Origin of the sequence: cyanobacterium endosymbiont of Epithemia clementina EcSB, from assembly GCF_029919255.1 — a bacterium.
GTDB lineage: Bacteria > Cyanobacteriota > Cyanobacteriia > Cyanobacteriales > Microcystaceae > Rippkaea.
This window is the reverse complement of sequence record NZ_CP123991.1, coordinates 1,278,020-1,294,838: the sequence shown is the minus strand read 5'-3', so window position 1 is coordinate 1,294,838 and position 16,819 is coordinate 1,278,020. Positions and strand designations below refer to the sequence as shown.

Genomic DNA, 16,819 nt, shown 5'->3' with positions numbered 1-16,819 from the left:
CTTAAATTCCTAGGTTCAAATTATTCTTTAAATAGAACAAAAGTACTTACATAGGTGGGCAATTCTTGCCCTACAGGTTTTATCCGATTAGTTGATTAATATTTTAGATTAAGAGTTTTAATATTTATCCACATAACCCATATGTAGGGTAAAGATACTGGCACTTACACTATATATGTGGTATAAACAAAACTGTATCTTTAATTATTGACATAAAATTAAGTACGAAAAATAGTACAAGACTGTCAATTTTATTGCTTCAGTTTACGTTCGTCTTTAAATAGTTCAAACTAACGATGCAGCCAACTGTCTTAACTTCTTCTGATACTTCTCAAGTAACTCACCATCAATCCTCTTCTACTCGAGAAAATCCCGTTAATTTGGGAACTAGTAAAATCCAAGTTATTCGCCGCGATAACTCTTGGACTTCTCTGAATATTGGAAAAATTCGGGAGGTGGTAGATTGGGCTTGTCAAGGTTATAACGTTAATCCAATTGCTTTGGAAGCCGGACTAAAAACTCGCTTACGTCACGGGATTACTACCAGAGAAATTCAAGATAATTTGATTAACTGCGCTTTGGAAATGTGTAGTCCCAATGAACCGGGCTGGCGTTATGTAGCGGGAAGACTTCATATTTGGAGCTTATGGAAAGATACCCTCGTTAGTCGAGGCTACCAATATGGTGACTACTATAAAACCGTTAGTACAAAGATAGAATCTAAAGCTTATGATCGAAGAATACTTACTTATTCTGGCGAAGAATTAAAGGAAGCTGGCAGTTGGATCAATCCTGATTGGGATACAGACTATGATTATGCCGGGGCAGTACTTTTAACGGGACGTTATCTGTTACCCGATGAACTTCCCCAAGAAGCTTTGTTAACTTGTTCGTTGTTGTTGGCGACAGTAGAAGAGCCTGAAAATAGATTGGTTTGGGCGCGACGGTTTTATGAAGCAATTGCCACCCGTATAATTTCTTTAGCTACCCCAATATTAGCTAATCTTAGGACTCCTGGGGGATCGTTGACGAGTTGTTTTATTATATCTATTGATGATAATTTAGAGAGTATTTTTAAAGAAATAACTAACACCGCTAGAATTTCGAAGAATGGAGGTGGGGTTGGTATTAATGTGAGCCGAATTAGGGCTACTGGAAGTTGGGTAATGAAAAAAGCCAACGCTTCTGGGGGGATTATTCCTTGGATTAAATTATTTAATGATACTGCGATCGCCGTCAACCAAGGAGGTAGACGGGCGGGAGCTGTCACTGTTGGGGTGGATATTTGGCATTTAGATGTTCCCGAATTTTTGGAAATGCAGACGGAAAATGGAGATCAAAGACGCAAAGCTTATGATGTCTTTCCTCAGCTTATTTTGACTGACGAATTTATGCGTCGGGTGATGAATAAACATGAATGGACATTAGTAGATCCCTACGAGGTTCGGCTCAAGTTAGGCATAGAATTAGCTGACTTGTGGGGAGAAAAATTTGAGGAAGCTTATCAAATAATCGAACAAAAATTAGGACAGGAAATAACTCTTTATAAGCGTATTCAAGCCCGTGACTTATTTAAGACAATTATGCGCTCACAGGTAGAAACGGGAATGCCCTATTTGGCCTTTAAAGATACCATTAACCGTGCTAACCCTAATAAGCATCAAGGGTATATTCCCGGAGTAAATTTATGCACCGAATCCTTTAGTAATGTTTCCGCTGGAAAAGAAGCACATTCTTGTAATCTTGTATCCCTAAACTTAGCTAATCTTGATGCCGAGGAGCTAAAGTATATTTGTGGTGTTGCTGTTAGGATTTTAGACAATACCATTGATATTACGAATAGTCCCTTTGATGATGCGAAAGTCCACAACGATAAATATCGTACTATTGGAATCGGCTGTATGGGGTTAGCAGATTGGTTGGCAAAGAAACATCTATCCTATGATAATTTGACGGAAATTAATCAGCTGTTTGAAGAGTTTGGTTACTGGTGTACTCACGCTTCTATGGAGTTAGCCAAAGAGAGACAACCCTACCAAGCTTTTGTCGGAAGTGAATGGCATCAAGGTAAGTTAATTGGGGCAAAACCAGTAGAATGGTTTTTAAAAAATGCCACCCATAAAGAACGCTGGAAACAGTTATCGGAAGACATTCAAACTTACGGAATTCGTAACTCACATATTACGGCAATTGCTCCTAATACCTCGTCTTCTTTAGTTCAAGGATGTACGGCTAGTATTCTTCCAGTTTATAGTCGTTTCTTTTATGATAAATGGGCAAAAGGAACCGTTCCCATTGCCCCACCTTTTATTGAAAAATCTTTTTGGTTTTATCCTGAAAATAAAACCTTAGATCAACAAAAAGTAGTGAAAGCTGTAGGACAAATACAGCAGTGGGTCGATACAGGGGTTTCCATGGAATTATTATTTAATTTGAATCAGGGTGTTTATTTTCCCCATGAACCAGAACGCTCCATTAATGCTAAGGATATTTTTGAAACTTTAGTATTAGCTTGGCAAAAAGGTTGTAAGGCAGTTTACTACGTTAGAACTGTCCAAAAAGATGATTTTAAAGAGTCTGATAGTGGTTGTTCCGCTTGTGCAAATTGATTAATCTTAATCGTAACAAAAGACTGCGTTCTTCTACGTATTTTGGAGAATATTGTAAATTATAGTTTATATAGTAGGGACTACTGTCTTTAACTATCAAAAGATAATATGATTTAATCTTCTCGATTTAATTAAATAAATGCGAGAGACAAAAAAAGTTTTAAAAAGTAGTTAAAGTCCTTTTTTTGTTCTTATTAAAATATGAATAAAAGAACTGTTTAAATATTTAATTGTTAACTTTAATCGAGTTAATCGAGAAAATTTATTAAGAATATTTTGATAATAGTTTTAATTTAAAATCTTTAGATAGATTTACTTCTAACCGTTTTTCTTATATAATTTTATGTTTGTCCTTAAAAGAAATATGAATATAGACTATTTACCTAAATAAAATCTATAAAATTCGTATGAATGATAAATATTAAAATTTATACAAAAATATTTAGATCTTACGGTAGTAGAAATTATCTAATTTAGATTTACTAAAATTTAATCGAATATATTGAAGGCATAACAATTAGTAAAGATATTAAATAGAGAAAACAGAATAGTAGCTAATAAGATAAGATCTTATCACTAGCAAGGTAATTTTTGCTGTAGAGCAAGCTAATTTTCTATTTAAAATAGATGTGTAATTTAAATTAAATAAACACGTAAAATATTATAACTAAATCAACTACACTGTAAAAAAAATAAAAGTTAGATTCTGGAAATTAGATTGACTGATTTTTATGTGATGTTAGAATGATAAAGGCTTACTTGTACATTACATTATATAAACTCAATTGCACTATGGTAGTAACTAATAATAAATTACCTAAAAAAATGCCCATTAACCCTATTTTTAATCCAGATGGAGATGATACGATAGAAAATCGTTCTATTTGGTTTGGTAACACAACAAATTTAATGCAGCTTAATGATGTTAGGTTTCCGTGGACAGTAAGTTTATATCAACAAATGAGAGAGAACTTTTGGATTCCCCAACGGCTAGACATTACCCAAGATATGACGGATTACACTAATTTAACTAATGATGAACGCTATGCTTATGAAGGAATTTTGGCTTATCTTACCTTTTTAGATTCGATTCAAACCTGCAATATTCCACACCTAAAAAGTAGCGTAACAGCACCAGAAGTTAGCCTCTGTATGGCGGAACAAATTTCTCAAGAAGGGATGCACAATCAAAGTTATCAATATATAATCGAAACGATTATTCCCCCAGAAAGACGCAATCATGTCTATGAGTTTTGGCGCACCGATAAAGTTTTAAAAGAACGCTGTAAGTTCATTGCAAATTTATATCAAAAATATATCGATGATCCAACTTCTGAGAATTATTTTGTTGCGTTAATGGCAGACTTTTTATTAGAGGGATTATATTTTTATAATGGCTTTATTTACTTCTATAATCTGGCGTCAAGGATGTTAATGCCAGGATCAGCTGATATTTTTAAAATGATTAACAGAGACGAATTAAGTCATGTTCGTCTGTATCAAAAATTAATTCCAGAAGCGAGAAAGGTATTTACTCATTCTATCGATCAAATTTACGAAATGTTTGCTAAAGCAGTCGAACATGAATGCCGTTGGACTAATCATATTATTGGTAATAATATCTTAGGAATCACTGAGTCTAGTACTGAACAATATACAAAATATCTAGCCAATATTCGGTTGCGTTCAATTGGATTAGAGCCTCTCTATCCAGAGGTTAAATATAACAAGAGTCCCTACACTCATTTAGAGCGGTTTTCTGATACTAAAAAGGAAGCGCATACTAAAGCAAATTTCTTTGAAGCAACAGTTACTAGTTATGTTATGTCTTCAGGGGTAACTGGATGGGATGAGATATAACAAAATGTCCTGAGCAACTTGGCGGTTGTTCAGGACATTTTGTTATATCTCAAGGGAATAAGAAATAATAAAATATCCTAGCCCTTTTAACGATTGCCATGACTAAAGTTTTAAACTAACTCCCCTATTTTAGAATTTTGACTGTTTATAAATTAAATCAATATAATTCATATTTAAGTAATGTACAGGGAAGAGAACCATTGTAAACAGGAATACGACAAGAAGTTCTTAATCCTATTTGTTTACTTAATTCTTTGTTTGCTGTTAAAATATAAGCATTCCAACCTTTAAAACGTTGTTTTAAGACATCACCTAATAACTTATATAATTTCGCTAACTGTTGGGAATTACCAATACGCTTACCATAAGGTGGATTGCAAATAATGATACCCTTGTCGGTTGGAGCCTCAATTTTTTCTAGTTGAACTTGATTTAATTTAATGTCTTTATCAAGACCACAAGCAGTTATATTAATGGACGCTTGTTCGATGACATCCCGATCTTGATCGCTTCCAAAAATAGGAGCTTTCAACTGGGCTAATTGTTGTTTTTTAGCTTCTTTAACTATTTTAGAGTAAATAGTTGAATCGAAGTCAAGCCAATTCTGAAAACTGAATTTATTTCGATATAAGCCTGGGGCAATGTTTAGCCCTTTTAAGGCAGCTTCAACAGGTAAAACACCTGAACCACACATGGGATCTAAAAAAGGAATATTCCCATCCCAATTAGCCATATCTAATAAGGCAGCTGCTAGGGTTTCTTTTAAAGGAGCTAATCCCATAGCTGAACGATATCCTCGCCGATGTAAACTTCTGCCTGAACTATCTAAACTTAGAATACAATAATCATTATTAATATGAGCATTGATAATAATATCAGGATTTTTAACATCAATATTAGAACGAGTGTTAAAACATTCTGTTTGTTTATCAACAATAGCATTTTTGATTTTTAATGCTGTAAAATGAGTATGATTTAAATTTCGATTACTTCCAGTACAATTAACAAGAAATGTTTGATGGGCTTGTAAATACTTAGACCAATCTATATTATAAACATTTTTATACAACTGATCTGCATTATCACTTTTAATTTCTTGAATGGGGACTAAAATTCGAAAAATAATTCTTGACCACAAATTTACTCGATAAAATAATTCTTTATTTCCGTGAAAACGAACTCCTGCAAAACCAGGTTTAACTTCAGTTGCCCCTAATGATTCTAATTCTTTAGCCGCAATTTCTTCTAATCCTCTCGCGACAGTAGCAAAATAAATCTGGTTCATTATATATTAGCTAATAAAACTGTTGGTGTATTTGCTGTATTTTACCATTATGTACTAATTAAGTGAGATAATTAACAAAAAAGTAACACCATGTTTATTATATAAATAATCCACTTTTACTTAATGTAAATTTCATCTAATCAAATTTATATAAATAACAATTATATAAAAAACAAATTTTATTTTTTTTATATAAAAAATCTCATGGTCTTGTTAATAGTTTTTGAAGTGACTATCTATAAAATTATTTACTATGTATTAGGTCGTCAAAATTAACCGTGAAATTGTATACAAAGAAATCTTTAATTGCTATGTACTTTATCAAGTACATAGCAATTAAAATACGATAATGGAAGGACTTTGGCTAATACTTTTATTTGAGATATATTTATGAGCAGTAAATTATTTATTACTGTTTATGTATTTTTCTTGAGTAAAACAATAAATATTAATTAAAATTAATATTTATTGTTTTAAAATCAGGGTTTAAAAAACTAGTTTGAGACTAAAGCTAAAAAAAAGAGCTTATATTTAATTATCAATTAATTTTAATTTTTATTTATGTACTAGAAATAGTGTAAAGTTTGTATCTCAATCAAGAGAAAAAAATATATATAAATACGCGTAATACTTATATTAATGAGTAACCGTTTTACTTAAGTTTTACTACTATTAGTTAATTAAGTAGATAAATATAAATAAATTTATAATCAAGAAATGTCAAAAATAAATACTAGATATATGTTTACATAAAAAAATCTAATTTTAATAGTGTTTGACATTAAAATTAACTTATAATCCAATAATTTTCTACTCAAGGTCAACAAGATAAAGATAAATATAGAATCTTGTCAATAGTTTTTAGAAAAAGATAAAAAACTTATAAGCTTATAACTGCTAATAACGATCCAGGAGATAAAAACAAAATGAGAAAGTGAAATTAACTTCAAGAAAAATATGTAATTTCAAAACAAGAGCTGGAAATAGAAACCGACAAAGAAAGCACAGTAATTATCTATATCTCAAGAGAGAATATCCTCAAAAAACTAGAAAAACTGTAAAGAAAAGAAAATAGACGCAGTAATTGTTCTTACTCATTACTCAATGTATACAAGTTGCTTCGTTAAAACTAAACTGAAAAAACAAGAAAAAAATGCTCTGATCTACATTTCTTACTAACTTATAGCCCTAAACTAGGTATAATGGAAAGGAAATATTTTTCTATAAAATTGATCAATTTTATAGAAAAATATTTGAATATACATATGATTGACTAAGGTAGTTGAATCAAGTCTTGCTCAAGGAATTTGCTCTAAATAGATGGGAAAAAATAATTTGTATTTTCAGCGTTTATTTGGAGCTGATTACTGAGTCAATAGCTAATAGTTATTTTATGTTTCTATCAAACAGGTTATATGACATGGAACTAAAGAACGCCATGTTATGTATCTTCCCACACTTCCTTATCAAGGGGAAAATGCTAGGATGCCGATGGGTTGTTTAGTAACACGAAGGGAGTTCAAGATAAGAAAACAACTGTTTCCAAACACAATGGACGTATAATAACTAAAATTCTACTTATTTCTCTTAAAATTGGAGTTTTTGTGGATTTCTGTCAGTTTTATAACGGGTTTTCCGAGCATTCCCAAAAGCCGGGTCAGATTTATCTGGGAAGACTCCCCGTGATAGTACGAATGGCTCAAATGAGCGATATTAAAGGGCTCACCGAAGTTCTGCTCGGGAGTTTTCATACCCCCCAACAATGGTTTTCCTGGCTACAACCTTTATTCAGGTTAGAAATCCATGAAGATTTGCGCATCCGTTTTCGATCACATTCCCCTTATTATTGTTGTTTAGTAGCCATGGTTTCTAGTGGGACATCCAATGATTCCCAAGAATCAGTTATTGGTACAGTCGAAATCACTCTGGGTTCTAGGTTGCATTTTCAATCTTTATACATTAGTAATTTAGCTGTTAGCCATTCTTATCGAAGACGGGGAGTTGCTAAACATTTACTCCAGAAATGTGAGCAAGTTGCCCTAGAATGGGGACATTGCTCCCTTAGTTTGCACGTCTTAGAAGATAATTACCCAGCCAAACAACTTTATCTTAATAATGGTTATCAAGTCCAAGGGACTGAATTTACTTGGCAAAGTTGGTTATTTAAAACTCCCCGACGATTATTCTTAAAAAAGATATTAAAGTCTCCATAACATTCTGCAGGACAAAATTAAGGACTATTTGTTTAGTTAACCTTATCTAGGTTGGCTAAACAAATTTGTGCTGCTAGTTCTCAAAAAGGCGTTCAATTTATTCTTAACCAGAAAGTTTTCCCACACTGACTATCTTGAACTGAGCCACAAAATAGTTGACTAAGATAGTTAGAAAATAATTCTTAATGTTTTCAGGTAGTTCGAAAAACTTTTGATATAGAATTAGAGGACTGATAGGTTTGCTCCTATTCAAGATAATTTCGTTACCTGAGTTCGACATAAGGCAGTTAACCTTGTTCATACCCATGCCAGTTCCCAAGAAAAAACCAAACTCTATCCAAATTATCCAAAAACTACAAAGGGAGATTGCAACCTTAAAAGCAGCCCAAATAGCTACTTTAAGAATTCAACAAGAATTGCGTGAAAGTGAACAACGATGGCAATTAGTATTGCAAGGGACAAATGAGGGAATTTGGGACTGGAACCTTAAAACCGATGAGCTTTTCTTTTCTCATCGTTGGAAAGAAATGTTAGGGTATCAAAATGAAGATTTATCTAACCATTTGGATACTTGGAAAATGTTGCTACATCCCCAAGATAGAGAAAGGGTAATGGCTGCAGTACGAGCTCATTTGGAAAGAAAAACTAACCATTATACGGTTGAATTTCGACTCAAATGTAAAGATGGAACTTATAAGTGGATTTTATCACGGGGACAAGCCCTTTGGGATAAACAAGAAAACCCAATTAGGATGGTAGGAACCCACAGTGATATTAGCGATCGTAAACAAGAGCAAATTCTATTAAGCTCCCTAATTGATTGTATTCCTGACTTTATCTTTTGTAAAGATCCTCAAGGGTTTTATAAGGTCTGTAATAACGCCTTTGAAACTTTTGTCGGACGCGACAGAAAAGATATTATTGGAAAAACAGATTTTGATCTTTTTAGTCCCGAAGAAGCCCTATTTTTTCGGGAACAAGATCGTATTATGATTCACAACAAACAAGCTCATCGTAATGAAGAATGGATTACTTATCCTGATGGAAGTCGTCGTCTTCTCGACACATTAAAAACCCCCTTTTGTTGTCCTGATGGTAACTTAATGGGATCGATTGGGATTAGTAGAGATATTACTGATCGCCAACGACGAGAAGAAACCTTAAAAAAGCAAGCTCAACGTGATAGTTTACTTAGCAGTATTGCTAGACAATTAATTGATCAAGACTTCAATACTGCTGTTGAATTTACCCTAGCAGCTCTAGGAGAATTTACCAACGGTGATCGCGGCTACATCATACGTCATTCTCCTCAACAATGCCTTTGGAATATGACCCATGAATGGTGTAACGAAAATATTCCCTCTACTAAAAAGCAGTCCCAAAATATTCCTTTACAAGACTTTCCCTGGTTCTCAGAACAACTCCTGAAAGGCCATCCTATTCGAGTAAACTCACCAGAAGATCTGCCCCGACAAGCGATCGACGAAAGGGAAATATTTAAAAATAGTCTTAGTCCTACCCTAGTTGTAGTTCCTATGGTGGCCACTGGCCAAACGTTAGGGTATTTAGGGTTTGACGGAAAAATTACCAAACATTGGACTCAAGAAGATATAAATGTCTTGAAACTAGTGGGAGAATTCTTGGCTATTGCCCAAGCAAGATCTCAAGCAGAAGAAGAACGCACTGAGTCTAAAGCTAGGTTTGCTGGCATTTTAGATAATGCGAATGAGGCGATTATTTCTATTGATGAGAATCAGTGTATTACCTTGTTTAACCACTCTGCCGAAAAAACCTTTGGCTACCAAGCATCAGAAGTGTTAGGACGCCCTTTTGATCTACTTATTCCCCAAAGGTTTAGTGACAGTCACCACCGACATATTAAGGATTTTAGTATAGCCTCTGAAATTGCTAGACAAATGGGAGGTCGTCGCCCCGTTTTTGGTCTTCGTCAAGATGGGAGCGAATTTTTAGCCGAAGTCTCCATTTCTAAAATTAAACTTAAGGGACGCAAAGTATTTACTGCCATAGTGCGAGATATCACCCAACGCAAACAAGCAGAAATAGCCCTGAAAAAAGCTAAAGAAGCTGCAGATGCCGCCAATCGTGCTAAAAGTGAATTTTTGGCTAGTATGAGTCATGAATTACGGACTCCCCTCAATGCTATTTTAGGGTTCACTCAGGTAATGCAACGTGATCGCAGTTTAAGTCAAGAACAGCAGCAGAATTTGTCGATCATCTCACGTAGTGGCGAGCATTTATTAACTTTGCTCAACGACATCCTAGAAATGTCCAAAATTGAAGCAGGCCGCACGAGTTTAAACCAGAATAGTTTTGACCTATATCGCTTGCTTTCTAACATAGAAGCTATGCTAAAGTTAAAAGCTGAAGCTAAGGGGTTGCAACTGATTTTTGAACATACCCCAGAAGTTCCCCAATACCTGACCACCGATGAAGGAAAATTACGGCAAGTTTTAATCAATCTATTAGGCAATGCCATTAAATTCACCGATGAAGGGGGTGTCACTCTGCGGGTTAAAGGGAATCGGGAATCAGAAAAAATTATGATTACCTTTGAGGTAGAAGATACTGGACTAGGTATTGCCCCCGAAGAGATAGACCAACTATTCGCTGCTTTTGGACAGACAGAAACCGGACGCAACGCTCAAGAGGGAACAGGGTTAGGCTTACCCATTAGTCAGAAGTTTGTGCAGTTAATGGGGGGCGATATTCAGGTTAATAGCGTGCTGGGCCAAGGCAGTTTATTTACTTTTACCATTAAGGGACAGATAGCATCGGCTAGTGCTATTGAAACGAAAAAACCTATTCGCAAAGTCATTGGATTAGCTCCTGGCCAACCCAGATACCGTATCCTAGCGGTGGACGATCGTCTAGAAAGTCGTATTCTTTTAGTTAAATTGCTCTCATCGATGGGGTTTGAAGTTCGTCAGGCCAGCAACGGAAAAGAAGCTATTGATATTTGGGAAAGGTGGGAACCCCATCTAGTGTTAATGGACATGAGAATGCCTATTATCGATGGCTACGAAGCTACCCAACGCATCAAAACTACCACCAAAGGACAGGCTACCGTAATCATCGCCTTAACTGCTAGTGCCTTTGAAGAGGAACGCAATGTTGTTTTGTCAGCCGGATGTGATGACTTTATGCGAAAACCCTTTCGAGAAGAAGTTTTATGGGATAAGATTGCCCATCACCTTGGTATTTGCTATATTTACGAGTCTATGAGAGGAGAAGATAATCGAATAGAGGAAACAGATGTTGGAGGACAAAAAGATACCTCCGATGATCTATTGCAACTATTATCTATGATGTCTCCTGAATGGATCAGTCAAGTTCACCAAGCTGCTATAGAATGCAGCGATGATGCCATACTAGATTTAATTACTCAAATCACTCCAGCAAGTGAGCTTTTAGCTGTTACTCTAAAAGATTGGGCTAATGACTTTCTTTTTGATCAGATTATTGAATTAACAAATAAGGCAATAGTTAATAATAATTTAGATGATTAGCAACTTATGATCTTAGAAAAAGGCAATCTTCTTGTCGTTGATGACACTCTTGATAACCTGCGTTTACTCTCAGCCATGTTATCAGAACAGGGCTATAAAGTCCGTAAGGCTCTTAATGGACAGATGGCCTTAAAAACTGTATCTCAAGTTCCCCCTGATGTCATTTTGTTAGATATTAATATGACAGGAATCAATGGCTATGAAGTTTGTCAAACTCTAAAAGATAATCACAAAACCAAAGAAATTCCTGTTATTTTTATTAGTGCACTTGACGATATTTTAGATAAGGTAAAAGCTTTTGAAGTGGGAGGAGTAGACTATATTTGTAAGCCATTTCAGGAAGAGGAAGTTATTGCTAGAGTTGAAAATCAATTAACTATACAACGGCAAAAAAAACAACTCCAACAAGAAATAAAAGAACGAAAAAAAACAGAACAAACCTTGCGGGTTTACCTTCATGCAGTATCTCACGACTTACGTAACCCTGTGTTAGGAATGGCCATGGTTTTGAAAAACCTACTTAAAAAAGGAAGAAAAGAAAATAAGCCAACCATAGAGATGTCTAATGCAGTATTAGAACAGATAGTAGCTAGTTGTGATCGCCAACTTAATTTAATTAATTCTTTAGTAGAGACCCAACAATTTGAAATGGGAGGAGTCTGTCTTAATTGTACCCCCTTGGATTTATTTTCATTGAGTCAGAAATTAGCTGCAGAATGGCAACCAATATTAAAGGAACATAAAGGTATATTAGATGTCTTAATATCTCCTGAATTACCAGTAGTTAATGGAGATAGTGATCGCCTATGGCGGGTGTTTGAAAATTTGTTGGCTAATGCCCTTAAACATAATCCGCCTGGCTTAAAATTAACTATAAATGCTGAAGTTTTAACTTCCCAAAAATCAGCTTTTTATACTCAGAAGGTGATTGAAAAATCTTCTCAAGATAAAAGAATGGTTATCTGTATCTTAGCTGATGATGGAGTAGGAATGAATTCAGAACAAGCCGAGAACTTATTTGAAAGATATCATCGAGGAGATGGGGCAAAAAAAACATTAGGGTTAGGTTTAGGACTTTACCTTTGTCGTCAAATTATTGAAGCCCATGGGGGAGAAATTGGGGTAATCACTAATCCAAATGCTGGGGCTAAGTTCTGGTTTACTTTGCCAGTTTTTGATAGTTTAAAAAATACTAATTGATTTGGTTTAACTTTCCATTTTTAAGTAGCTGACTGACTAAAAAAACTAAATTAAAGATGGTGAAATATTGATTTTTTTAACAAAACTCTTACTTTAATCAGTTTTTACTTTCATAACTCAGTCTAGTTTTTGTTTTTTAGCTGAGAGATTTTGTATAGTTTATCAAGGTAGTATTAACAGTGTCAAGCAATTTTTTTTACTCTTTTAACACGAAAATTAACTTACAATTCAAGCGAATAGTAAGTTAAGCATATCCATCACCAGTCAAGAAAAAGTCCTTCCTCCTTATTAAGTAAATTTCACCAATGAAACATTGGTTTCCAACTATTCTTACCGCACGGCCATGATTGAGAGAGTATATTACCCTTGGTTAAGGGTAGTGCATCAGAAGCAAAAATCACCCTTTGTCTTAATTAACCAAACATGATTAACTTAAGAGAGTTAATAAAGTCAAATATTTTCCTTATAGTTTCAGATCACTAGAAAAGTGTAATTTTCTATCCCAGATTAACTATGGAAAAAAGTACATCAACTAATAATCGCTACCAAACAAACTTGATGTCTATTCCTCCTTGGCTTAGACGCTCTGTTGGTAAAGCCAGTGAGATTTCTGCCGTTCAGCGTATTATCAAACGACGAAACATTCATACAATATGTGAAGAAGGTCGTTGTCCAAACCGAGGGGAATGTTACGCGCAGAAAACAGCGACCTTTCTGTTAATGGGTCCAACCTGCACTCGTTCGTGTGGTTTTTGTCAAGTGGATAAAGGTCATTCCCCCATGCCATTGGATGCCTTAGAACCGCAGAAAGTAGCGGAATCAGTCAATTTATTAGGATTACTCTATGTTGTTTTAACCTCTGTAGCGCGGGATGACTTAGCTGATGGAGGTGCGAATTGGTTTGTCAGAGTTATGGAGTCCATTCGTCAGAGCAACCCCCATACTGAGATTGAAGTACTAACTCCAGACTTTTGGGGAGGGAAAGAAGGAAAAATTACTCAAAGACAACGAGTTGCTACGATTGTAGCTGCTAAGCCTGCCTGTTATAATCACAATCTTGAAACCGTTAGACGTTTGCAAAATATCGTGAGAAGAGGGGCTAAATACGAGCGTTCTTTGGGTGTTTTGAAGTGGGTCAAAGAACTTGATGAATCCATTACGACCAAATCAGGATTGATGTTGGGGCATGGGGAAACAGAAATAGAAATTATCGAAACCCTTAAAGATTTAAGAAAAGTGGGATGCGATAACCTTACCTTAGGACAGTATATGCGTCCGTCTTTAGACCATCTCCCTGTGCAAAAATACTGGGCTCCTGAAGAATTTGATAAATTAGGAGAAATCGGACGGTCTCTAGGATTCTGCCACGTCCGTTCAGGCCCTTTGGTTCGAAGTTCTTATCATGCAGGGCAAGCTTAAACTAATATTATCTTGTTACCTTATTGACATACCCCACTCACTTCAGGAGGTGAATTTTCTAAAGATCACTGTCTCGGATTTTCAGTTTAACGGGTTCGCTTAAATCAAGGTCTTTTCTTGTCTTCAACCCACAGACGCTCTCCACCCAAAGTAGAGTGAACTTCAGATTGTTATCCCACTTCAGAAGTCCGTTGTTCTATGGCCTTTTCGATTATATGATTCAGATCATGTCGTGAAATCCTCCTAACCCTGACCACTTTAGGCGATACAGAATAGGCTTAATGACTTACAAAAAAGTGTTTTGCCCCACAATTATCTCTAAGCTAATGAGACTGTTTAAGTCTTCTAGACAAAGCTTAAAAAAAAACGTATTCTTAATAAGATTTAGCACTTTTCGCTTATTATCTGACGATGTCGTGGTCCACTAAGTCTTCTTTCCTTTCGTTGAGTGTTGTTTTCTCCACCTATTGTCTGTTTGGCTGGAATGTAGGTCTCTCTGTCTCATCCTTAACTCGTTACTTGATTCAACAGGGGAAAACTTGGGGATGGCTTCTCGAAAGTGACACAGTATTTTTGATGTTGCACATTTTGGCTGGGGTTCTCGTACTAATAATTACTGCTAGTTTAGTTGCAGCACCAGTTGCGTTGATTACTATCGTATTTGGGAGTGGGTTTAAATCCGATAATCGTGCTATGGTTTCTGTACTCTGCTGGACTTTTGCCGTTGTCTTGATGGTTTGTTGGCTAGAGTATTTTATCAGGCTACTCTTGTTGTTGTGTGCAGCTACTTTGGGAAAGTTAGAACTACAAGATAAAGGGTATCCGCAATGGAAAGTTTTGTTTATTTTGATGGTAATCTGTCTGGGGAGTTTTGGATTGGGGCTGGCCGTTTTTCATGGATATACTTAGAGGGGATCTTTTGAAAGAGAAATAAACTTTGATGCAACATTGTATACTGTGTTATATCGATTGTATTTCATTAACTAAACTGATAATATCTGCTCTATAATATTAAGATTATGTCTAATAATCCTCAAAAACCATTTCAAAGAATTGTTGTTATCCTCTCAGGTTTAGCTTTACTGGGAGTTATGATACTCCCCATGTCGCGTTCAATAAATCAATCTCCGTATCCATTAGCAACCTCCACCACCAACAGTTCCCAACGAGAAAAGTTACAGGCAATCGCAGACGGATATGAACAGGTATTAAAACGCGAACCCAAAAATCCTACTGCGCTACAGGGATTAATAGAAGCAAAATTGCAACTCAAAGACTTAGAAGGGGCTATTATCCCAATGGAAAAATTGGTTCAATTATTCCCAGAAGAAGAAAAACTCGCGACTATCTTAAAAACTATGAAACAAGAATTAGAAATACAAAAAAATCCATCCTCTCCTGTATTGTCTAATAATAATTCAGAACAACCCTAAATATGAGATAAGGATGAGAATTAATCTGATTCATTTTTTTTAGTCGATTTAATTAAGAAATTAATATATACTAAAGCCTTCTTTTCATGAAAAAAGGCAGTCTATCACAAATCTAATTGTAAAGAAGAAAATAGGTGTTAGCTTGGTCAAGTTACATTACAAAACAATTACTCTTTAAATAATCTTTTAGTCCTTAAATCAATCATATTTTTATACGTAGTTTAATTCCTTTAATATTTGATAAATATCAGCAACAATGTGTTATTTTTTAGGGAAAAAGCTTTATTTTTATCTAAGTTAAACTGCTCAGGCTTATAACCAATAATTTTTATCTAATCTGGTGACTTTCCCGCCGCCATTCCACAAGCATAAGCTAGTCCATCAAAGATCACATAACTTTCGCCTAAAACTTTATAAATTTGTCCTATTGCTTATTTGTCTCCTAATATAGGAGCAATTTTTTTAACTAAGTCTTGAACATAGTGAAACTGAGTAGAATATAATCTATTTCTAGAAATAGAGAAGGAGAAATCATAAACAGTTTTATCAACAAAACTAGACTTATAAATTCTTATAATGATGAGTATCTTAGAAATAATTGGGATAAATAGAAGTAAAATGAGTGCCGCTTTTAGGTTTTAAAAATTCTATTTTGAACTTTCCTATTTATCAATATGGGGTGTTTGTTGATTTTTTAAATAAATCCAGATAGAATTAACATAAACGAAATATTAAACCTTATTCAATAAAATTTATACTAGATATATACTAGAGATTGAGCATCATTTAATTCCCAACTATTGTTATCAAATATAATATTAAATTTTTCTGTTAGTTGGGTAAGCTCTTTATGAGCTTATTTGAATAAAACTGACTTATCCCATAATTAGAACACGCATTGTTCATCTTTTTTTTTCAGAATTTATACTTTTTATTTTCTTAAATTTAAGGCAAATTATTTTACTATAAAAGCATTATCAACAATTAAATTTAACTCTAAAAATTAGAAAACAGTAAATACTTGGAATTTAAGCTGTATTGACATTTATTAATTTAGCGACAAAAATTACGCTCTAATTAGTTAATTTTTAAAAAAATGTTGTTCAACAATTATGATTTTTAGGCTTCTAAAAAATTTAAACAAACAATAGATTAGCAAAATTTAAGCCCCAATTATTTTTTTTAAAAAAGTTTTGAATAGGAAGTAATCTAATCTATTAGATATAAATATGTTCACGTAAATACTTACTTTATTAAGCGGGGAATAATTTAT

At 34.4% G+C, this 16,819-nt stretch carries 9 protein-coding genes; 8 read left to right on the top strand and 1 reads right to left on the bottom strand.

Annotated elements, in window-relative coordinates; all coding sequences use genetic code 11:
* Positions 1 to 296 precede the first annotated feature (296 nt).
* Positions 297 to 2,609, top strand: a complete 2,313-nt coding sequence (locus P3F56_RS04235) for a ribonucleoside-diphosphate reductase subunit alpha (protein ID WP_281153536.1) — start codon at positions 297 to 299, stop codon at positions 2,607 to 2,609.
* 792 nt (positions 2,610 to 3,401) lie between these two features.
* Positions 3,402 to 4,469 (top strand): ribonucleotide-diphosphate reductase subunit beta, encoded by a 1,068-nt coding sequence (locus P3F56_RS04230; protein WP_281153535.1) that lies wholly within the window; start codon positions 3,402 to 3,404, stop codon positions 4,467 to 4,469.
* Positions 4,470 to 4,626: 157 nt separating this feature from the next.
* Here the strand turns inward: P3F56_RS04230 and P3F56_RS04225 are convergent, their stop codons facing one another.
* Positions 4,627 to 5,754 (bottom strand): THUMP domain-containing class I SAM-dependent RNA methyltransferase, encoded by a 1,128-nt coding sequence (locus P3F56_RS04225; protein ID WP_281153534.1) that lies wholly within the window; start codon positions 5,752 to 5,754, stop codon positions 4,627 to 4,629.
* Between the two features lie 1,496 nt (positions 5,755 to 7,250).
* Between P3F56_RS04225 and P3F56_RS04220 the strand changes: the two genes are divergently transcribed.
* The 6 genes from P3F56_RS04220 to P3F56_RS04195 all read left to right on the top strand — a co-directional run bounded on the left by P3F56_RS04220 (position 7,251) and on the right by P3F56_RS04195 (position 15,546).
* Positions 7,251 to 7,967: a GNAT family N-acetyltransferase gene (locus tag P3F56_RS04220; protein ID WP_281153533.1), complete on the top strand. Its 717-nt coding sequence runs from the start codon at positions 7,251 to 7,253 to the stop codon at positions 7,965 to 7,967.
* Between the two features lie 305 nt (positions 7,968 to 8,272).
* On the top strand, positions 8,273 to 11,494 hold the full coding sequence (locus P3F56_RS04215) for a PAS domain S-box protein (RefSeq protein ID WP_281153532.1): 3,222 nt from the start codon (positions 8,273 to 8,275) through the stop codon (positions 11,492 to 11,494).
* A gap of 6 nt (positions 11,495 to 11,500) precedes the next feature.
* Positions 11,501 to 12,694 carry a hybrid sensor histidine kinase/response regulator gene (locus tag P3F56_RS04210; RefSeq protein ID WP_281153531.1) on the top strand — a complete coding sequence of 398 codons (1,194 nt, stop codon included), beginning with the start codon at positions 11,501 to 11,503 and terminating at the stop codon, positions 12,692 to 12,694.
* Positions 12,695 to 13,207: 513 nt separating this feature from the next.
* The gene (lipA, locus tag P3F56_RS04205; RefSeq protein ID WP_281153530.1) at positions 13,208 to 14,113 is read left to right on the top strand and encodes a lipoyl synthase; all 906 of its coding nucleotides are present in this window, start codon (positions 13,208 to 13,210) and stop codon (positions 14,111 to 14,113) included.
* Positions 14,114 to 14,524: 411 nt separating this feature from the next.
* The gene (locus tag P3F56_RS04200) at positions 14,525 to 15,022 is read left to right on the top strand and encodes a hypothetical protein (protein ID WP_281153529.1); all 498 of its coding nucleotides are present in this window, start codon (positions 14,525 to 14,527) and stop codon (positions 15,020 to 15,022) included.
* A 110-nt stretch (positions 15,023 to 15,132) separates the two neighbouring features.
* The gene (locus P3F56_RS04195) at positions 15,133 to 15,546 is read left to right on the top strand and encodes a tetratricopeptide repeat protein (RefSeq protein ID WP_281153528.1); all 414 of its coding nucleotides are present in this window, start codon (positions 15,133 to 15,135) and stop codon (positions 15,544 to 15,546) included.
* The last annotated feature ends 1,273 nt before the right edge of the window (positions 15,547 to 16,819 follow it).